Origin of the sequence: Planococcus faecalis (assembly GCF_002009235.1) — a bacterium.
GTDB lineage: Bacteria > Bacillota > Bacilli > Bacillales_A > Planococcaceae > Planococcus > Planococcus kocurii.
In genome coordinates, this window is sequence record NZ_CP019401.1 from 92,645 (window position 1) to 112,544 (window position 19,900).

Here is a 19,900-nt window from a genome sequence, read left to right on the forward strand (position 1 = left end):
GATCAAAGCGAATCGTGCGTCTTCGGACGGCGATACGCCAGCAGTATTGAGCAATCAACACTACTCTATAATGGAGAGTTTGATCCTGGCTCAGGACGAACGCTGGCGGCGTGCCTAATACATGCAAGTCGAGCGGAACTTTGGGAGCTTGCTCCCATTGTTTAGCGGCGGACGGGTGAGTAACACGTGGGCAACCTGCCCTGCAGATCGGGATAACTCCGGGAAACCGGTGCTAATACCGAATAGTTTGCGGCCTCTCCTGAGGCTGCACGGAAAGACGGTTTCGGCTGTCACTGCAGGATGGGCCCGCGGCGCATTAGCTAGTTGGTGGGGTAATGGCCTACCAAGGCGACGATGCGTAGCCGACCTGAGAGGGTGATCGGCCACACTGGGACTGAGACACGGCCCAGACTCCTACGGGAGGCAGCAGTAGGGAATCTTCCGCAATGGACGAAAGTCTGACGGAGCAACGCCGCGTGAGTGACGAAGGTTTTCGGATCGTAAAACTCTGTTGTGAGGGAAGAACAAGTACCAAGTAACTACTGGTACCTTGACGGTACCTCACCAGAAAGCCACGGCTAACTACGTGCCAGCAGCCGCGGTAATACGTAGGTGGCAAGCGTTGTCCGGAATTATTGGGCGTAAAGCGCGCGCAGGCGGTTCTTTAAGTCCGATGTGAAAGCCCACGGCTCAACCGTGGAGGGTCATTGGAAACTGGGGAACTTGAGTGCAGAAGAGGAAAGTGGAATTCCATGTGTAGCGGTGAAATGCGTAGAGATGTGGAGGAACACCAGTGGCGAAGGCGACTTTCTGGTCTGTAACTGACGCTGAGGCGCGAAAGCGTGGGGAGCAAACAGGATTAGATACCCTGGTAGTCCACGCCGTAAACGATGAGTGCTAAGTGTTAGGGGGTTTCCGCCCCTTAGTGCTGCAGCTAACGCATTAAGCACTCCGCCTGGGGAGTACGGCCGCAAGGCTGAAACTCAAAGGAATTGACGGGGGCCCGCACAAGCGGTGGAGCATGTGGTTTAATTCGAAGCAACGCGAAGAACCTTACCAGGTCTTGACATCCCACTGACCGGTGTAGAGATACACTTTTCCCTTCGGGGACAGTGGTGACAGGTGGTGCATGGTTGTCGTCAGCTCGTGTCGTGAGATGTTGGGTTAAGTCCCGCAACGAGCGCAACCCTTGATCTTAGTTGCCAGCATTCAGTTGGGCACTCTAAGGTGACTGCCGGTGACAAACCGGAGGAAGGTGGGGATGACGTCAAATCATCATGCCCCTTATGACCTGGGCTACACACGTGCTACAATGGACGGTACAAAGGGCTGCAACCCGCGAGGGCAAGCCAATCCCAGAAAACCGTTCTCAGTTCGGATTGCAGGCTGCAACTCGCCTGCATGAAGCCGGAATCGCTAGTAATCGTGGATCAGCATGCCACGGTGAATACGTTCCCGGGCCTTGTACACACCGCCCGTCACACCACGAGAGTTTGTAACACCCGAAGTCGGTGAGGTAACCCTTGTGGAGCCAGCCGCCGAAGGTGGGACAGATGATTGGGGTGAAGTCGTAACAAGGTAGCCGTATCGGAAGGTGCGGCTGGATCACCTCCTTTCTAAGGATAAATTCGGAACCGAGCTTGTCTCGGGGTTGACGTTTTGCGTTCAGTTTTGAAGGTTCATTTTCAATGGTGACATTGAATTGATCTTTTATCAGTATTACAATTATACTCAAGAGGGCCTATAGCTCAGCTGGTTAGAGCGCACGCCTGATAAGCGTGAGGTCGATGGTTCGAGTCCATTTAGGCCCACCATTCTTCTTGGGGCCTTAGCTCAGCTGGGAGAGCGCCTGCCTTGCACGCAGGAGGTCAGCGGTTCGATCCCGCTAGGCTCCACCAATCATTTTGCAAGTAGAAATGATGACTTTGTTCTTTGAAAACTGGATAAAACGACATTGAAACAAAGCAAGTAATTCAAGTACGCGTGACGATTTCGTCACAACTTTTTAATTAACCAGTGGTTAAGTTAGAAAGGGCGCACGGTGGATGCCTTGGCACTAGGAGCCGAAGAAGGACGGCACTAACACCGATATGCTTCGGGGAGCTGTAAGTGAGCTGTGATCCGGAGATTTCCGAATGGGGGAACCCACTGCCTTTAATCGGGTAGTATCCATGTGTGAATCTATAGCACATGAGAAGGCAGACCCAGGGAACTGAAACATCTAAGTACCTGGAGGAAGAGAAAGCAAATGCGATTCCCTGAGTAGCGGCGAGCGAAACGGGATCAGCCCAAACCAAGAGGCTTGCCTCTTGGGGTTGTAGGACACTCTATACGGAGTTACAAAAGATAGGATTAGGCGAAGCGACCTGGAACGGTCCGCCGCAGCGGGTAACAGCCCCGTAGCCGAAAACCCTATCCCTCCAGAGTGGATCCTGAGTACGGCGGAACACGTGAAATTCCGTCGGAATCTGGGAGGACCATCTCCCAAGGCTAAATACTTCCTAGTGACCGATAGTGAACCAGTACCGTGAGGGAAAGGTGAAAAGCACCCCGGAAGGGGAGTGAAATAGATCCTGAAACCGTGTGCCTACAAGTAGTCAAAGCCCGTTAATGGGTGATGGCGTGCCTTTTGTAGAATGAACCGGCGAGTTACGATTGCATGCAAGGTTAAGCTGAGAAGGCGGAGCCGCAGCGAAAGCGAGTCTGAATAGGGCGACAGAGTATGCAGTTGTAGACCCGAAACCAGGTGATCTACCCATGTCCAGGGTGAAGGTAAGGTAACACTTACTGGAGGCCCGAACCCACGCACGTTGAAAAGTGCGGGGATGAGGTGTGGGTAGCGGAGAAATTCCAATCGAACCTGGAGATAGCTGGTTCTCTCCGAAATAGCTTTAGGGCTAGCCTCAAGATTGAGAATCCTGGAGGTAGAGCACTGTTTGGACTAGGGGCCCATCCCGGGTTACCGAATTCAGACAAACTCCGAATGCCAGTGATTTATGCTTGGGAGTCAGACTGCGAGTGATAAGATCCGTAGTCAAGAGGGAAACAGCCCAGACCACCAGCTAAGGTCCCCAAATATCCGTTAAGTGGAAAAGGATGTGGCGTTGCTTAGACAACCAGGATGTTGGCTTAGAAGCAGCCATCATTTAAAGAGTGCGTAATAGCTCACTGGTCGAGTGACACTGCGCCGAAAATGTACCGGGGCTAAACGGATTACCGAAGCTGTGGATGGATCTCGTTAGAGATCCGTGGTAGGAGAGCGTTCTAAGGGCGTTGAAGTCAGACCGGAAGGACTGGTGGAGCGCTTAGAAGTGAGAATGCCGGTATGAGTAACGAAAGACGGGTGAGAATCCCGTCCACCGAATGCCTAAGGTTTCCTGAGGAAGGCTCGTCCGCTCAGGGTTAGTCGGGACCTAAGTCGAGGCCGATAGGCGTAGACGATGGACAACAGGTTGATATTCCTGTACCACCTCCCCGCCGTTTGAGCAATGGGGGGACGCAGAAGGATAAGGAGAGCGTGCCGTTGGTTGTGCACGTCCAAGCAGTGAGGCGTGAAATGAGGCAAATCCCATTTCTGATACGTTGAGCTGTGACGGCAAGAGGGTTTACCCTTGAGTCCTTGATTTCACACTGCCAAGAAAAGCCTCTAGCGAGGCGGGAGGTGCCCGTACCGCAAACCGACACAGGTAGGCGAGAAGAGAATTCTAAGGTGAGCGAGTGAACTCTCGTTAAGGAACTCGGCAAAATGACCCCGTAACTTCGGGAGAAGGGGTGCTCTGGTAGGGTGAATAGCCCGAGAGAGCCGCAGTGAATAGGCCCAGGCGACTGTTTAGCAAAAACACAGGTCTCTGCAAAACCGTAAGGTGACGTATAGGGGCTGACGCCTGCCCGGTGCTGGAAGGTTAAGAGGAGTGCTTAGCGCAAGCGAAGGTGCGAATTGAAGCCCCAGTAAACGGCGGCCGTAACTATAACGGTCCTAAGGTAGCGAAATTCCTTGTCGGGTAAGTTCCGACCCGCACGAAAGGCGTAACGATCTGGGCACTGTCTCAACGAGAGACTCGGTGAAATTATAGTACCTGTGAAGATGCAGGTTACCCGCGACAGGACGGAAAGACCCCGTGGAGCTTTACTGTAGCCTGATATTGAATTTTGGTGCAACTTGTACAGGATAGGTAGGAGCCTGAGATTCCGGAGCGCTAGCTTCGGAGGAGGCGTCAGTGGGATACTACCCTGGTTGTATTGAAATTCTAACCCACAAGCCTGATCGGCTTGGGAGACAGTGTCAGGCGGGCAGTTTGACTGGGGCGGTCGCCTCCTAAAGAGTAACGGAGGCGCCCAAAGGTTCCCTCAGAATGGTTGGAAATCATTCGTAGAGTGTAAAGGCAGAAGGGAGCTTGACTGCGAGACGTACAGGTCGAGCAGGGTCGAAAGACGGGCTTAGTGATCCGGTGGTTCCGCATGGAAGGGCCATCGCTCAACGGATAAAAGCTACCCCGGGGATAACAGGCTTATCTCCCCCAAGAGTCCACATCGACGGGGAGGTTTGGCACCTCGATGTCGGCTCATCGCATCCTGGGGCTGTAGTCGGTCCCAAGGGTTGGGCTGTTCGCCCATTAAAGCGGTACGCGAGCTGGGTTCAGAACGTCGTGAGACAGTTCGGTCCCTATCCGTCGCGGGCGCAGGAAATTTGAGAGGAGCTGTCCTTAGTACGAGAGGACCGGGATGGACACACCGCTGGTGTACCAGTTGTTCTGCCAAGGGCATCGCTGGGTAGCTATGTGTGGCCGGGATAAGTGCTGAAAGCATCTAAGCACGAAGCCCCCCTCAAGATGAGATTTCCCATTGCGCAAGCAAGTAAGATCCCTCAAAGACGATGAGGTAGATAGGTTCGAGGTGGAAGCGTAGCGATACGTGCAGCTGACGAATACTAATCGATCGAGGACTTAACCAACACATTGTATGCGAAAAACTTGCTTGTTTCACCTGTCGTTTATCCAGTTTTGAAAGAATAAGCCCAAGTTTTTGTAAAAAAAGCTTGAAAAAAACCAGTACCACTGGTATAATAAATCTTGTCTTTCAAAACCAAATAGTCCAGTGATGATGGCAAAGAGGCCACACCCGTTCCCATCCCGAACACGGCAGTTAAGCTCTTTTGCGCTGATGGTAGTTGGGGGTTTCCCCCTGTGAGAGTAAGACGTCGCTGGGCACATGAAAAAAAGTCGTTACCGATTCCGGTAACGGCTTTTTTGTATGGAAAAAATTAGAGCGCGATAAAAAATGGTAGTTGATAAGTTAAGTATGTTTATTGAAGAAAATAAAGAATGATGCCTTCACCTTCATTGGGTCTACTGATAGTACTTCAATAAGAAATGTAGCTGATATTTCGAAATAGAACAGTGAGTAAAGAGTCTTGAAGCTGAATTGCTTCAAGGGTTTTTTAAAAATTGATTCCGTTAGTCAGTCATCGTAGAAATGATTAATCCATCTGCCTGCAATCCATCTTTACAAAGGAGTTCATTGGAATGTTCATTCAAGGCGCGCTGGGAAGGTGGGCCAATATCCGCAAAATAAATCGATATGTCGTACCGGTCGCACTATGGTTCCAATTGGAAAATTCCTTGCCACAATCAAACTTGATGGAATTAAACAAATTTCTTGGAACTCTTTGAAACCATTTATTCAACGGGGATTTAGTACCTCACGGCTTACGTCCTGCAGGTACCAAGGTGATGATCACTTTCGTCAGTCTTTCAACCCGTGTGATTACTGCACTTTTGTGGGGAGCGCCTGCAATGGTGTTGCCTCGGATATGCTCGAACTTTTTTTGGAACGAAGGATAATTGGCTTTTCTTTCAGAAATATGCCGTTGGAACGCCTATTGCATCGGTGTTCCTGGTAGCCGTTGAGCTTTCGTTTCCCTTGCATTGGCAGTGCGGCAACATCAAGAAATCGCCTTTTGAACATGCGCTAGAGCGTGCGAATGGAATCATCTCTGCGTGGCCTAGAGTGACGTCTAGTGTTCAGTCCTGAGCTACCAAGTTTTTGATATAAGATTTTTTATTACTTCGGTAAAGCAACTAAAAGGCGACCACAGAGTTTCTTGTTTTTGTGACTAGGTTTAATAATCGCGGGTTGAGTGGCTCGGTTTCAAGAAATTGATGACATTGTAATTGGCTGCAGGAAGCGATTCAGACGTTTGGCAATTTGCGCCACAGGTAGGGGGGAGGCTTCCATCACCGGTTCATCCGTGATCGCTCCTCCATTTTTCTTTGGTCGGAAAATACATAGTGAATTTACTAAGAATGGCTTTTTTAGTTGTCGAACTTAAGTTTACAATCGGTGTGAGTAATCCTTTCGATACTTACTATTTGATATCTCTAAAAAGCTTGGTGTATAATTAAGTCAAATATAGTCAAAGTCAATTTCATCATATTATGTATTAAAGAGGTGAAGACGGTGCGAAACATTTCGGATGTAATTGAAGGTTATTTAAGACAAGTTATCGAATTAAGCGAGAGAGATCATATTGAAATTAAACGCAGTGAAGTTGCTGAAAAATTTCAATGTGTTCCTTCTCAAATAAATTATGTCATTAATACTCGATTCACTGTTGATCGTGGATATTTAGTAGAAAGTAAGCGTGGCGGCGGTGGATATATTCGTATTAAGAGAATTAGACTTCATCAAAAATCAGACGTAATTGCAGAAGTAATACAGAGGTTGGAACATGGAGCTACTCAAGTAATGGCAGAAGACATTGTTTTTAGGCTACTGGATGAAGAGATTGTTTCTAAACGAGAGGCAAAACTAATTCTAAGCGCAGTAGATCGTTCAACTCTTCTGTTGGCTCTTCCGATACGTGATGAAGTCCGTGCACGGATTCTTATAGCGATGCTTTTTACAATTAAATATGAATCGAACACTTAAAGAGGTGAAAAGATGATTTGTACTCAGTGCGGAGAATGTTCTGCATCAGTAATAGTGAAAAAACAGCAGCTAGGACAGGTGATGGAGCTTCAGTTATGTCATATCTGTGCTGCTGAAAATCATAGTATCAATATTGCTTTTGAACAGGATCCATTAGCTATTCACCAACTATTATCGAATTGGTTCCCTAATTCGCAAGCGACTATTAGCAGGCCAAAAAAAGAAGTGGCTATTTGTCCTTCTTGTGGCTTTACTTTTTCACATTTTCTAAAGCTTGGAAAATTTGGATGTGCTTCCTGTTATGATACATTTTCGTCACAACTCAATGAAATATTCAAGCGATTTCATAATGGCAATACAGAACATACGGGAAAAATACCCGCTTCTTACGGATCAACGTTAAAAATTAAAAAAGAGATTGAAAAACTTCGAAAGCAAATGCAGGTATCAATTCAAGAAGAAGAATTTGAAGAAGCTGCAAGATTAAGAGACGAGGTAAAACGATTAAACGTAACGCTTGAGGGGGGTTCACCAGATGGCAGTTGAACGGTTTCTCCAACCTCGGGCAAGCAGCTGGATGGCCAATGATGGTAGCAATGTAGATATTGCAATGAGTACAAGAATTAGATTAGCTAGAAATTTGAATGATTTTAAGTTCCCGTATGCCTTTACAGAAGACGAAGCACTTAAAGTGGATAAAGAAATTTCCTCTGTATTATTAGATAAAGGTAGTGAGTTAGATTATACTTTTAGCCATATCAATATTGACGAACTTGCCCAATTACAAAAAGAAGTACTTGTAGAAAAACATTTAATTAGTCCTTACCTTATGAATAGCTATCACCCGGGCTCTGTTTTATTGTCTGAAAACGAAGAGTTGAGTATTATGGTAAATGAAGAAGATCATTTGCGGATTCAAAGCTTGCAATCTGGATTTCAGCTTCAAAAAGCTTATCAAATAGCAAGTGAACTAGATACGTTATTAGAAAAGAATTTGTCTTATGCTTTTCATGAGAAGTATGGGTATCTGACTAGCTGTCCGACCAATGTTGGCACTGGAATGAGAGCTTCGGTTATGCTTCATTTACCGGCTTTGACTATGTCTCATCAGATTCAACGGATTATTCCCGCGATCTCAAGGCTTGGTATGGTAGTACGTGGTATTTATGGAGAAGGTAGCGAGGCGTTAGGAAATGTTTATCAAATATCCAATCAATTAACGCTTGGTAAATCAGAATATGAAATTCTTCAAGATTTGGAGAATATGACAGAACAGATTATCCAGCAAGAACGTAAAGCACGTGAAGCCATATTGTTAAACTCACCTTTAATGTTAGAGGACCGGGTGTATCGTTCGCTTGGTGTTCTTACCCATTCGAGACTGCTGACGACGGAAGAAGCTGCGACTTGTCTGTCAGATGTTCGATTGGGTATTGATTTAAAGATGATTCAAAATATGAATATGTCGATTTTGAATGAATTAATGATTTTTATGCAGCCGGCATTTTTGCAGCAATATGCAGACAAGCCACTGCAACCGAAAGAACGTGACTTTGCTCGGGCGAAGTTGTTCCGGGAGCGATTGAATAAAATAGATATGAATAGTGAAGGAGAGGATCTTGCATGATGTTTAATCGATTTACACAACGCGCACAAAAAGTTCTTCAATTAGCTCAAGAAGAGGCCATTCGCATGAAACATGAATCAATCGGTACAGAGCATATTCTTCTCGGTTTGATTCGTGAAGGTGGCGGTATTGCCGCAAAAGCTCTAGAAGCGATTGAAGTGAACACACAGTTGATCGAAGAAGGTGTTAAAGAATTAGTGGGTGTTGGCGAAAAAGACGTTGGTCCAATCGTTCATTACACGCCAAGAGCAAAAAAAGTGATTGAGTTGTCAGTTGATGAGTCCCGTAAATTGGGCCATTCTTATATAGGTACAGAGCATTTACTGTTAGCGCTTATTCGTGAAGGAGAAGGCGTTGCGGCTCGTGTGTTAGGAAATGCAGGTGTTAGCTTGAATAAGGCGCGCCAGCAAGTGTTGCAGCTTCTAGGGAGCAATGAGCAGGCATCAACAGGTACGAGTCCGAATGCTTCGGCAAACACACCAACTTTAGATGGCTTAGCTCGTGATTTAACGCAAGTCGCTCGTGAAGGTGGATTGGACCCTGTAATCGGCAGAAGTGATGAGATTACACGTGTCATTGAAGTGTTGAGCCGTAGAACAAAAAACAACCCGGTGTTAATTGGTGAGCCTGGTGTTGGTAAAACAGCGATTGCTGAAGGATTGGCTCAGCAAATCGTTAACAACGAAATTCCAGAAACGTTGCGCGACAAGCGCGTTATGGTTTTGGATATGGGGACAGTAGTTGCTGGAACAAAATACCGTGGTGAATTTGAAGATCGATTGAAAAAAGTGATGGATGAAATTCGTCAAGCAGGCAATGTGATTCTGTTTATCGATGAGCTTCATACATTAATCGGTGCTGGCGGTGCAGAAGGTGCAATTGATGCATCTAATATTTTAAAACCGTCACTATCACGCGGGGAACTTCAGTGTATTGGTGCGACAACGTTAGATGAGTACCGCAAATACATTGAAAAAGACGCAGCTCTTGAGCGTCGTTTCCAGCCAATTCAAGTAGATGAGCCTTCAGTAGAAGAATCCATTCAAATTATCCGTGGCTTGCGTGATCGTTATGAAGCGCATCACCGTGTGAAAATTACCGATGAAGCAATTGAAGCAGCAGCTAAGATGTCGGATCGCTACATTTCGGATCGTTTCTTGCCGGATAAGGCGATTGACTTGATTGATGAGGCTGGATCGAAAGTAAGACTTCGCTCGTATACGACTCCACCAGATTTAAAAGAGTTGGAATCTCGATTAGAAGCTGCACGTTCTGAGAAGAACGAAGCAGTCCAAAGCCAAGAGTTTGAAAAAGCGGCTTCGCTTCGTGACGCTGAACAGAAATTGCAAAACCAATTAGATAAAACGAAAAAAGAATGGAAAGAAAAACAAGGCAAAGAAGAGTCTGAAGTGACAGTAGAAGATATTGCGAAAGTCGTGTCTATGTGGACCGGTATTCCTGTATCGAAATTGGCACAAACAGAATCGGATAAGTTGTTGAACTTGGAGTCTATTCTTCACAACCGTGTAATCGGCCAAAATGAAGCCGTGACGTCTATTTCAAAAGCTATCCGACGTGCCCGTGCAGGATTGAAAGATCCGAAACGTCCAATTGGATCGTTCATTTTTCTTGGACCAACCGGTGTTGGTAAAACGGAATTAGCACGTGCCCTAGCTGAGTCTATGTTTGGCGATGAAGAAGCGATGATTCGTATCGACATGTCTGAATACATGGAAAGACATTCGACTTCTCGTCTAGTCGGTTCGCCTCCAGGTTATGTGGGTTATGAAGAAGGCGGACAGTTGACGGAGAAAGTTCGCAGAAAGCCTTATTCAGTCGTCCTGCTTGATGAAATTGAAAAAGCTCATCCAGATGTCTTCAACATTCTATTGCAAGTTCTTGAAGATGGTCGATTGACGGATTCAAAAGGTCGCAGAGTCGATTTCCGTAATACGGTCATTATTATGACTTCAAACGTCGGGGCAGAAGAGCTAAAATACAATAAATACGTTGGCTTTAATTTAGATGATGCAAAAACGGACTATAAGGACATGAAAGGGAAAATGCTTGCTGAATTGAAAAAAGCATTCCGCCCAGAGTTCTTAAACCGTGTAGATGACATGATCGTCTTCCATTCTCTTGAAAAAGAAAACTTGAGAGAGATTGTGACGTTGATGACAAAACAATTGGTCGATCGCTTGAAAGAGCAGGATATCGATTTGGAGTTAACAGAAGCAGCGCTTGAAAAAGTGGCGAAAGAAGGATATGACCCAGAGTATGGAGCTCGTCCACTGCGTCGTTCACTTCAAAAACACGTAGAAGATCGTTTGTCAGAAGAGCTATTAAAAGGCACGGCTCTGTCAGGTCAAAAAATGATTTTTGATGTAGAAGGTGATGAATTTGTCGTTCGTACAAGTGAGTCTGAAAAAGAAAAAGAAGTAGCAATAGAAAAACAATAAGAACATTCCGCTCTCCGGAGTCACTTTCCGGCGAGCGGTTTTTCTATTTAAGGAGGTACACATGGCTAAGAAAAAGACGAAATTCATTTGTCAGTCGTGTGGCTATGAATCGGCTAGATGGATGGGGAAATGTCCGGGCTGTGCAGCATGGAATACGATGACTGAAGAAGTAGAAGTGGCTGCTCCTAAAGGGACGCGTGGTGCTTTTCAACATAGTGCGGCGGTTCCTCAAAAAGCGATACCGATTAATGCCATTGAAACGCAAGATGAACCACGAGTAGAAACAGAGCTCAGCGAATTAAACCGTGTGCTGGGTGGTGGAATTGTACCTGGATCACTGGTACTTATTGGAGGAGATCCCGGTATCGGGAAATCAACGTTGCTGTTGCAAGTTTCTGCGATGCTTGCAAATAGTGGAAACCGGGTATTATATATTTCCGGAGAAGAATCGATTAGACAAACTAAATTGCGTGCAGAGCGTTTAGATGCGTCATCTTCTGAGTTGTTTATCTACGCTGAAACAAATCTTGAATTGATTCATCACACGATTGAAGATGTAGCACCTGATTTTGTTATTATCGATTCAATTCAGACTGTTCACCACCCCGAAGTCACCTCTGCACCGGGTAGTGTGACGCAAGTAAGAGAAAGTACGGCAGAATTAATGCGAATCGCTAAAACAAAAAATATTGCCATTTTTCTAGTGGGACACGTAACCAAAGAAGGGCAAATTGCAGGACCTCGGATTTTGGAACATATGGTAGATACGGTGTTGTATTTTGAAGGCGAACGCCACCACACATACCGCATTTTACGCAGTGTGAAAAACCGTTTTGGTTCAACAAATGAAATCGCGATTTTTGAAATGCTTCAAAGTGGATTAAAAGAAGTGTTGAATCCATCAGAACTATTTTTACAAGAGCGGTCGAGTGGTTCGGCAGGCTCAACAGTCGTCGCTTCAATGGAAGGAACACGGCCGATTTTAGTTGAAATTCAAGCATTGGTGACTCCTTCAAGTTTTAATTATCCGAAACGGATGGCAACGGGAATTGACGTCAATCGAGTGACCTTATTGATGGCAGTTCTAGAAAAGCGCGTTGGTATGCTTTTGCAAGCGCAAGACGCGTACATTAAAGTTGCGGGTGGCGTAAAGCTTGACGAACCAGCGATTGATTTGGCTGTATTAGCAAGTATTGTTTCAAGTTTCCGAGACAAAGCGCCAAACGTTTATGATTGTATTATTGGAGAGGTCGGATTGACTGGTGAAGTTAGACGCGTATCGCGTATTGAGCAGCGCGTTCAAGAAGCAGCAAAACTAGGCTTTAAGCGTGCGATTATTCCAGCATCTAATTTAGGTGGTTGGGATTATCCAGAAGGAATTCGCGTAGTCGGTGTAGAAAGTGTTAACGATGCATTAAAAGAAATTTTTCCACAGTAAGGAGGCGATTTTGCCTCCTTTTATTTCTAAACAGGTGTCATTGGAGCGTTCTCGTTTTAAAATGTGTATAATTAAAAAAAGGAGGTGGAGCTTATGCTAAGACCTATTATTCAAATTATGTTTTTACTTATTGGTGCGACAATCGGAATTTTATTATTGCCATCTGCATTTGAACTTATTCCCCTTCTCGACAATCCGTGGATCAGCAACCCTTACGTAGCGGCAATTGTGGGGGCTCTTGTTTTTTTCTTGCTGTCTTTATTATTTGTCGATTCGCTAATCAATTTTATGAAATGGATGGAAGAGAAATTGCTACGTACTCCAACACCGGATCTGTTATTCGGGACGATAGGAATGGTCATTGGTCTTGTAGTAGCTTTCCTAGTGGGCTTTGCACTGAGTACGGTTGATATTCTTCTAGTTGCGACAGTGGCACCTTTAGTGCTTTCTGTAGTACTTGGCTATTTAGGTTTTCAGGTAGGATTTAAAAAACGTGAAGAGATGTTGTCTATGTTGACGCCGGCTAGATTTGCACCAGCGAAAAAGCCAGAGCCAGAAGAGCCTGTTGAAAAAGTTTCTTATAAATTGCTTGATACGAGTGTCATCATCGATGGTCGGATTGCCGATATCTCAGCAACCGGTTTTATGGAAGGTACGTTTGTTGTGCCACAATTTGTGCTGTCTGAGTTGCAACATATTGCCGATTCTTCCGATACTTTAAAACGTACGCGAGGCAGACGTGGGTTGGATATTTTAAAACGGCTTCAAAGCGAACGTGTCGATGCGATTATGATCACGGAAGAAAGTTTTGACGAAGTGAGCGAAGTCGATTTAAAATTGATGCGCGCTGCGAAGAAAATGGGCGGCAAAGTCGTGACCAACGATTTTAACCTCAATAAAGTGTGTGAACTTCATAATGTTCCTGTTTTGAATATTAATGATTTAGCTAATGCTGTAAAACCGGTCGTGATTCCAGGAGAAGATATGCACGTCGTGGTTATTAAAGACGGCAAAGAGCAAAATCAAGGTGTTGCTTATTTAGATGATGGGACAATGATTGTCATTGAAGGCGGCAAAGGATTTATTGGTCAGGCGATCAATGTGACAGTAACGAGTGTATTGCAGACTTCTGCAGGACGAATGATTTTCGCCAAACCGCGTGAAGGCAAATAACGTGCAACATAAAGATAAGGATGTTTTCGATGAATTATACAGTGGTCTTACCTGCTGCTGGCAGTGGGAAACGAATGAAAGCTGATAAAAATAAATTACTACTCGAACTTTTTGGCAAGCCCATTTTTCTTTATACGTTAGACGTTTTTCAGCAAGATCCCAATTGTGATGCTATTTGGCTGGCGGTCAAAGAGCAGGAGCAGGAATTGATAGAGGACTATGTAAAACGCTACAATCTGACAAAAGTACAAGGTTACGCTACAGGGGGAGTAGAACGGCAAGATAGCGTTAGAGCCTGTCTTGAAGTGATTCCACCTTGTGGCGTTGTTTTGGTTCACGATGCAGCACGACCTTTTATCGATCAAAAAGTAATTGCACAATTAGCAGAAACGGCCCAACAATCAGGAGCGGCTATTGCTGCTGTACCGGTAAAAGATACGATCAAGAAAGCCGAAAACGGTGTAATCACAGAAACAGTTGACCGCAATCAATTATGGATGATTCAAACACCGCAGGCATTCCGCTACTCGTTGATCTTAGAAGCAGCACGCATAGCCCACAAGGATGGATTTATGGGAACTGACGAGGCGATGCTTGTTGAGCGTTTAAACCAACCCGTAGCGATTGTTGAAAGTACATACGAAAATATTAAAATGACGACGCCAGATGATTTGATTTATGGAAAAGCTATTCTGGAAAGTCGCTTACAGGAGGAACAAAAATGATTCGAATTGGACAAGGTTATGACGTGCATCAATTAGTTGAAGGACGCCCATTTATTTTGGGGGGTATTGAAATTGAACATCACAAAGGATTGCTTGGTCATTCAGATGCGGATGTTTTATTGCATACCATCACAGATGCAGCACTTGGCGCGATAGGTGGAGGCGACATTGGCAAGCATTTCCCAGACACAGATCCAGAATTTAAAGATGCTGATTCCCGCAAACTGTTAACGCATATTTGGGAATATGTGAAAGAACAAGGCTATGAACTCGGCAATATTGATTGCACAGTTATTGCGCAAAAGCCGAAACTGGCCCCTTACATTGAGCAAATGCGTGAATCGATTGCGACCTTATTAGAAGCTGATGTTTCGCAGGTAAACGTCAAAGCGACGACTTCAGAGCATCTTGGATTTACTGGACGTGAAGAAGGAATTGCTTCATTAGCAGTGATTTTGTTAACAAAACGTCCGGTTTCACTTGATGTCCCGGAGTGATAGAATAGCAGAAGGATAAGACATTTTAGGAGGAAATTAAATGACACAAGAAGTACGCGTACGTTATGCACCGAGTCCTACAGGTCACCTGCATATTGGAGGCGCCCGTACAGCTCTATTTAACTATTTATTTGCACGCCACAATAATGGTAAATTCATTATCCGTATTGAAGATACAGATACGGCTCGTAACATTGAAACCGGGATCATGTCGCAGTTGGATAATTTAAAATGGTTAGGTATTGAACACGATGAATCAATTGATATTGGCGGAGAATATGGTCCTTACCGTCAAATGGAACGGTTGGATACGTATCAAGAGCATTCTGAGAAAATGCTTGAAAAAGGATTGGCTTATAAATGTTTCTGTACGCCTGAAGAGTTGGAAACAGAACGCGATGCACAAAAAGCATCTGGTATTGCAGCACCACAATACAGTGGCACTTGTCGCAATTTAACAGTCGAAGAAGTTGCTGAAAAAGAAACAGCAGGAAAAACATTCACTCTTCGTGCAAAAGTTCCGGCTAACACTACGTATGAGTTTAATGACTTAGTGCGTGGGCAAATTTCATTTGAGTCAAAAGATGTTGGCGACTGGGTTATGGTTAAAACGAACGGTATTCCTACGTATAACTTTGCGGTTGTTATCGATGATTATTTGATGAAAATCTCACATGTCTTCCGAGGCGAAGAGCATTTGTCGAACACACCAAGACAAATGATGATTTACGATGCATTTGGCTGGGACTACCCGAGTTATGGTCATATGACGTTAATCATCAACGAAGACCGCAAGAAATTATCGAAGCGTGACGAGTCGATCTTGCAGTTTATTTCACAGTACAAAGATTTAGGGTACATTCCAGAAGCCTTATTTAATTTCTTTGGGCTACTTGGTTGGTCTCCAGAAGGTGAAGAAGAGATTTTCTCGAAAGGAGAATTTATTCGGATCTTTGATGTGGAGCGCTTATCTAAATCACCATCAATGTTTGATAAACAGAAATTAATGTGGATGAACAACCAATACATCAAGCAATTGCCGCTTGAAGAAGTCGTGAAATTGTCTCTACCGCATTTGCAAAAAGCAGGCAAACTGCCAGAAGAAATGACGGATGAGCAAACAGAATGGGCTAATAAGCTAGTTGCTTTGTACCACGATCAAATGAGCTATGGTGCAGAAATCACTGAGCTGTCTGAACAGTTTTTCACTGACGAATTGACGTATGGCGAAGCGGAGAAAGAAATTTTGGCTGCTGAGCAAGTGCCAGAAGTGATGGCGGCTTTTAAAGAACAGCTAGCAGCACTTGAAAATTTTGAGCCAGCTGAAATCAAAGCAGCAATCAAAGCCGTTCAAAAAGCAACAGGGCATAAGGGCAAAAACCTATTCATGCCGATTCGTGTAGTGATCACCGGACAAATGCACGGACCTGAATTGCCAGACTCTATTTCTTTATTAGGCAAAGACAAAGCTATCGCCCGTGTTTCACAATATGCAGGTGCCTAACATTGACTTATTAGGCTGACGGTGTAAAATAGATTTACCATCTATAAAACGTTGACGAGAAGAAGTACATGCAGCAAGCTCTCAAGAGAAGATCCTCATCGGCTGAAAGGGATCCGGGCCGCTGCCGCATCGAAATGCCTCTCCGAGTGCTGAGTCGAATCAAGTAGACCAGACGTTTTGCCTGCGTTATAGGCTTTCGAGAGAAAAGGACGAGCTGTTCTTTTAATCAGAGTGGAACCGCGCAACTAAGCGTCTCTGTCATGTATATGACAGGGGCGCTTTTTATTTTGGATCAGAAAGGAAGCGAGACAAATGTTTAAGTTATTGAAAGATGATGTGGATGTCATTTTTGAACAAGACCCGGCAGCGCGTAATTATTGGGAAGTTATGTTAACTTATTCCGGTCTCCATGCCATTTGGGCACATCGACTAGCACATTTCTTTTTTAAGAATAAATTGTTTTTTATTGCCCGTGTGATCTCGCAAATTAGCCGCTTTTTTACAGGCATCGAAATTCATCCAGGTGCCGTTATTGGCCGCAGGTTCTTTATTGACCATGGTATGGGTGTTGTTATTGGAGAAACTTGTGAAATCGGTGATAATGTTACTTTGTATCAAGGTGTCACATTAGGTGGTACGGGTAAAGAACGTGGTAAACGTCATCCGACATTAGAAGATAATGTTTTAGTTGCGACAGGCGCCAAAGTGTTAGGTTCTATTATTATTGGTGCTAATTCCAAAGTCGGAGCCGGATCGGTCGTTTTAAAAAATGTCCCGATGAATTCTACGGTAGTCGGAATTCCAGGCAAAGTGGTCATTCAAAATGGTATGAAAGTAAAACAAGATTTAAACCATCAACATATGCCAGACCCTGTTATGGATAAATGTGATGGGATGGAAGCAAAAATTGCTAAATTGCAACAGGAAATCGAACAACTAAAACAAGTAACACAGGAAGAAGGGCGTCGTTTATGACAATCCAAATTTTTAATTCATTATCCAGACAAAAAGAAACCTTTATTCCATTAGAAGAAGGTAAAGTGAAAATGTATGTCTGCGGACCGACTGTTTATAATTATATTCACATTGGTAACGCGCGTCCGGTTATCGTTTATGACACCGTTCGTCGTCATTTAGAATACCGCGGTTATGATGTGAAGTACGTATCTAATTTTACAGATGTTGACGATAAATTGATCAAAGCGGCTAATGAGCTGGGTCAAGAAGTACCAGAGATTGCGGAGCGTTTTATCGCCGCTTACTTTGAAGATACGAAAGCACTTGGTTGTACGGAGGCAGATGTGCACCCGCGCGTAACAGATCATATGGCGCAAATTATTGAGTTTATTCAAGCGCTAATTGAAAAAGATTACGCTTACGAGTCACAAGGAGATGTTTACTACCGTACGCGAAAATTTGATGGTTACGGCAAGTTGTCTCATCAATCAGTTGATGAATTGAAGATTGGTGCTCGTATTGAAACAGGTGATAAAAAAGAAGATGAGCTAGATTTCGTACTATGGAAAGCGGCAAAACCAAAAGAAATTTCATGGGATAGTCTATGGGGGAAAGGGCGTCCGGGTTGGCACATCGAGTGCTCGGTAATGGCGCGCGAACATTTGGGTGATACGATTGATATTCACGCAGGCGGACAAGATTTAACGTTCCCGCATCACGAAAATGAAATTGCTCAATCTGAAGCGTTCACTGGCAAGCCATTTGCGCGTTATTGGATGCACAACGGGTATATCAATATTGATAATGAAAAAATGTCGAAGTCGCTGAATAATTTTGTGTTGGTAACCGATATATTAAAAGAGATGGACCCACAAGTGCTACGTTTCTTTATGTTGTCGGTTCATTACCGTCACCCAATCAACTACTCGCAGCAATTAGTAGAAGATGCAGTTGCTGGACTAGAGCGACTGCGTACAGCTTATGCTAACTTAAATCACCGATTGAGTGTGTCTGCTGACCTCGGCGACCATTCAGATAGTTGGATTAACAAAATCGACACGATTAAAGCGGCGTTTATTGAAACAATGGATGATGACTTTAATACAGCGAATGCGATTTCTAGTCTTTTCGACTTATCTCGCTTATCTAATACGTATTTATTGGAAAAACAAACAGCAACAACGGTTTTGGAAACATTCCTCGCGGTGTTTGATGAGTTGGCTGGTGTTTTAGGCTTACCGTTCAGTCAGAAAAAAGAACTACTAGACGAAGAAGTAGAAGCTTTGATGATCGAACGCATTGAAGCGCGTAAAAATCGTGACTTTGCACGGGCAGATGAAATCCGTGATTTATTCAAAGAAAAAAATATCATCTTAGAAGATACAGCGCAAGGGACACGCTGGAAACGAGGGGCAATAAATTGACTATTTTACGAAAAAAAGATGTAGATCAACTCAATGCACTTGCACTTGCCTATATGGGAGATGCGGTCTATGAGCAAGCAGTACGTGAGCATTTATTACGCTCTGGCCGTTCAAAACCGAATATTTTGCATCGCCAATCAACTACTTTCGTTTCTGCTAAAGCGCAAGCAGTAGTGTTAAAGCGGCTGACAGAAGAAGGGTTTTTAACAGAAGCCGAATTGGCAATCATGAGAAGAGGACGCAACGCCAAGTCTGGGTCCGTACCAAAGAATACCGACGTACAAACTTATAATTTCAGTACCGCTTTTGAAGCGGTACTGGGCTGGTTGTATTTAAAAGAAGAACAAGCGCGTGTGGACGAAATCATTTCCTATGCGATTGAGATCATTGAAGAGCTGGGAGGCGGATTGAAATGACTGAAGAAGAGTTGGCACCGGAAATAATTGGCGGTAAGAACCCCGTACTCGAAGCGTTACGAGCAGACCGGGATATTAATAAAATCTGGATTGCTGAAGGTGTCCAGAAAAAAGGTATTACTGAATTATTGCAGTTGGCAAAAGACAGAGGCGTCATTGTCCAGTCAGTTCCAAAGAAAAAAATTGACGGTTTGACGGATACTAATCATCAAGGAATCGCGGCAGCAGTAGCTGCTTATAATTACGCAAGTTTGGATGATTTGTTTGCAGCAGCTTCGGCAAAGAGTGAAGATCCATTTTTCTTGATCTTAGATGAGTTAGAAGATCCACATAATTTGGGTTCTATCATGAGAACAGCGGATGCAATTGGCGTTCATGGTTTGATTATTCCAAAGCGTCGTGCAGTTGGTTTGACTGGGGTTGTGGCAAAAGCTTCAACGGGCGCGATTGAGCATGTGCCAGTCGTGCGCATTAATAACTTGTCACAAACTGTAGATGAACTAAAAAAGCGCGGGGTATGGATTGCCGGTACTGATGCAAAAGAGTCGGTTGATTACCGAAAAATGGATGCATCTTTGCCACTAGCCGTTATTATTGGCAGCGAAGGCAAAGGCATGAGTCGGATTTTGCGTGAAAAATGTGATTTTCTTTATCAATTGCCTATGGTAGGTCATGTCACGTCGCTTAATGCGTCAGTAGCAGCAAGCTTGTTGATGTACGAAGTTTATAGAAAGCGCAATCCATTGGATTAAT

The 19,900-nt window shown here is 44.4% G+C and carries 14 protein-coding genes, 2 tRNA genes, 3 rRNA genes and 1 other annotated feature; all 19 genes read left to right on the forward strand.

Annotation, left to right across the window (positions count from 1 at the left end):
• The first annotated feature begins 67 nt into the window (after positions 1 to 67).
• A 16S ribosomal RNA gene (locus AJGP001_RS00445) occupies positions 68 to 1,616 on the forward strand.
• A 121-nt stretch (positions 1,617 to 1,737) separates the two neighbouring features.
• A tRNA-Ile gene (locus AJGP001_RS00450) sits at positions 1,738 to 1,814 on the forward strand.
• An 8-nt stretch (positions 1,815 to 1,822) separates the two neighbouring features.
• Positions 1,823 to 1,898 (forward strand) — tRNA-Ala (locus AJGP001_RS00455).
• 120 nt (positions 1,899 to 2,018) lie between these two features.
• A 23S ribosomal RNA gene (locus tag AJGP001_RS00460) occupies positions 2,019 to 4,951 on the forward strand.
• 139 nt (positions 4,952 to 5,090) lie between these two features.
• Positions 5,091 to 5,206, forward strand: a 5S ribosomal RNA gene (rrf, locus tag AJGP001_RS00465).
• The 16S, 23S and 5S rRNA genes sit together here with 2 tRNA genes alongside, the layout of an rRNA operon.
• Before the next feature lie 316 nt (positions 5,207 to 5,522).
• Positions 5,523 to 5,669 (forward strand): hypothetical protein, encoded by a 147-nt coding sequence (locus tag AJGP001_RS17425; protein WP_169835247.1) that lies wholly within the window; start codon positions 5,523 to 5,525, stop codon positions 5,667 to 5,669.
• 787 nt (positions 5,670 to 6,456) lie between these two features.
• Positions 6,457 to 6,927 carry a CtsR family transcriptional regulator gene (locus AJGP001_RS00475; RefSeq protein ID WP_058386761.1) on the forward strand — a complete coding sequence of 157 codons (471 nt, stop codon included), beginning with the start codon at positions 6,457 to 6,459 and terminating at the stop codon, positions 6,925 to 6,927.
• A gap of 12 nt (positions 6,928 to 6,939) precedes the next feature.
• On the forward strand, positions 6,940 to 7,473 hold the full coding sequence (locus AJGP001_RS00480) for a UvrB/UvrC motif-containing protein (protein ID WP_071153293.1): 534 nt from the start codon (positions 6,940 to 6,942) through the stop codon (positions 7,471 to 7,473).
• Positions 7,463 to 8,554: a protein-arginine kinase McsB gene (gene mcsB / locus AJGP001_RS00485; protein WP_058386759.1), complete on the forward strand. Its 1,092-nt coding sequence runs from the start codon at positions 7,463 to 7,465 to the stop codon at positions 8,552 to 8,554. The genes AJGP001_RS00480 and mcsB overlap by 11 nt, the downstream gene beginning before the upstream one ends.
• The gene (locus AJGP001_RS00490; RefSeq protein ID WP_071153294.1) at positions 8,551 to 11,013 is read left to right on the forward strand and encodes an ATP-dependent Clp protease ATP-binding subunit; all 2,463 of its coding nucleotides are present in this window, start codon (positions 8,551 to 8,553) and stop codon (positions 11,011 to 11,013) included. The genes mcsB and AJGP001_RS00490 overlap by 4 nt, the downstream gene beginning before the upstream one ends.
• Positions 11,014 to 11,074: 61 nt before the next feature.
• Positions 11,075 to 12,451, forward strand: coding sequence for a DNA repair protein RadA (radA, locus tag AJGP001_RS00495; protein WP_058386757.1), 1,377 nt, complete (start codon positions 11,075 to 11,077; stop codon positions 12,449 to 12,451).
• Positions 12,452 to 12,544: 93 nt separating this feature from the next.
• A complete protein-coding gene (locus AJGP001_RS00500; RefSeq protein ID WP_058386756.1) occupies positions 12,545 to 13,624 on the forward strand; it encodes a PIN/TRAM domain-containing protein in 1,080 nt (359 codons plus the stop codon).
• Between the two features lie 29 nt (positions 13,625 to 13,653).
• A complete protein-coding gene (ispD, locus tag AJGP001_RS00505; RefSeq protein WP_058386755.1) occupies positions 13,654 to 14,349 on the forward strand; it encodes a 2-C-methyl-D-erythritol 4-phosphate cytidylyltransferase in 696 nt (231 codons plus the stop codon).
• Positions 14,346 to 14,846, forward strand: coding sequence for a 2-C-methyl-D-erythritol 2,4-cyclodiphosphate synthase (ispF, locus tag AJGP001_RS00510; RefSeq protein ID WP_058386754.1), 501 nt, complete (start codon positions 14,346 to 14,348; stop codon positions 14,844 to 14,846). Before ispD ends, ispF begins: the two co-directional genes overlap by 4 nt.
• A 40-nt stretch (positions 14,847 to 14,886) precedes the next feature.
• Entirely contained in the window at positions 14,887 to 16,350 is a 1,464-nt protein-coding gene (gene gltX, locus AJGP001_RS00515) for a glutamate--tRNA ligase (RefSeq protein ID WP_071153295.1), read from the forward strand.
• A 42-nt stretch (positions 16,351 to 16,392) separates the two neighbouring features.
• Positions 16,393 to 16,610, forward strand: a binding site (T-box leader).
• Between the two features lie 52 nt (positions 16,611 to 16,662).
• Positions 16,663 to 17,325 carry a serine O-acetyltransferase EpsC gene (gene epsC / locus AJGP001_RS00520; RefSeq protein WP_058386752.1) on the forward strand — a complete coding sequence of 221 codons (663 nt, stop codon included), beginning with the start codon at positions 16,663 to 16,665 and terminating at the stop codon, positions 17,323 to 17,325.
• Complete coding sequence (gene cysS / locus AJGP001_RS00525) at positions 17,322 to 18,731, forward strand: cysteine--tRNA ligase (protein WP_071153296.1); 1,410 nt, start codon at positions 17,322 to 17,324, stop codon at positions 18,729 to 18,731. The genes epsC and cysS overlap by 4 nt, the downstream gene beginning before the upstream one ends.
• Complete coding sequence (locus tag AJGP001_RS00530; RefSeq protein ID WP_071153297.1) at positions 18,728 to 19,147, forward strand: Mini-ribonuclease 3; 420 nt, start codon at positions 18,728 to 18,730, stop codon at positions 19,145 to 19,147. The genes cysS and AJGP001_RS00530 overlap by 4 nt, the downstream gene beginning before the upstream one ends.
• Entirely contained in the window at positions 19,144 to 19,899 is a 756-nt protein-coding gene (rlmB, locus tag AJGP001_RS00535) for a 23S rRNA (guanosine(2251)-2'-O)-methyltransferase RlmB (protein WP_071153298.1), read from the forward strand. Before AJGP001_RS00530 ends, rlmB begins: the two co-directional genes overlap by 4 nt.
• Position 19,900 lies beyond the last annotated feature (1 nt).

Coding starts and splice junctions, on each gene's coding strand:
- AJGP001_RS00480 (WP_071153293.1), top strand. CDS start 6,940: ATGATTTGTACTCAGTGCGGAGAATGTTCTGCATCAGTAATAGTGAAA.
- ispF (WP_058386754.1), top strand. CDS start 14,346: ATGATTCGAATTGGACAAGGTTATGACGTGCATCAATTAGTTGAAGGA.
- ispD (WP_058386755.1), top strand. CDS start 13,654: ATGAATTATACAGTGGTCTTACCTGCTGCTGGCAGTGGGAAACGAATG.
- rlmB (WP_071153298.1), top strand. CDS start 19,144: ATGACTGAAGAAGAGTTGGCACCGGAAATAATTGGCGGTAAGAACCCC.
- gltX (WP_071153295.1), top strand. CDS start 14,887: ATGACACAAGAAGTACGCGTACGTTATGCACCGAGTCCTACAGGTCAC.
- AJGP001_RS17425 (WP_169835247.1), top strand. CDS start 5,523: ATGTTCATTCAAGGCGCGCTGGGAAGGTGGGCCAATATCCGCAAAATA.
- AJGP001_RS00490 (WP_071153294.1), top strand. CDS start 8,551: ATGATGTTTAATCGATTTACACAACGCGCACAAAAAGTTCTTCAATTA.
- mcsB (WP_058386759.1), top strand. CDS start 7,463: ATGGCAGTTGAACGGTTTCTCCAACCTCGGGCAAGCAGCTGGATGGCC.
- cysS (WP_071153296.1), top strand. CDS start 17,322: ATGACAATCCAAATTTTTAATTCATTATCCAGACAAAAAGAAACCTTT.
- AJGP001_RS00500 (WP_058386756.1), top strand. CDS start 12,545: ATGCTAAGACCTATTATTCAAATTATGTTTTTACTTATTGGTGCGACA.
- epsC (WP_058386752.1), top strand. CDS start 16,663: ATGTTTAAGTTATTGAAAGATGATGTGGATGTCATTTTTGAACAAGAC.
- radA (WP_058386757.1), top strand. CDS start 11,075: ATGGCTAAGAAAAAGACGAAATTCATTTGTCAGTCGTGTGGCTATGAA.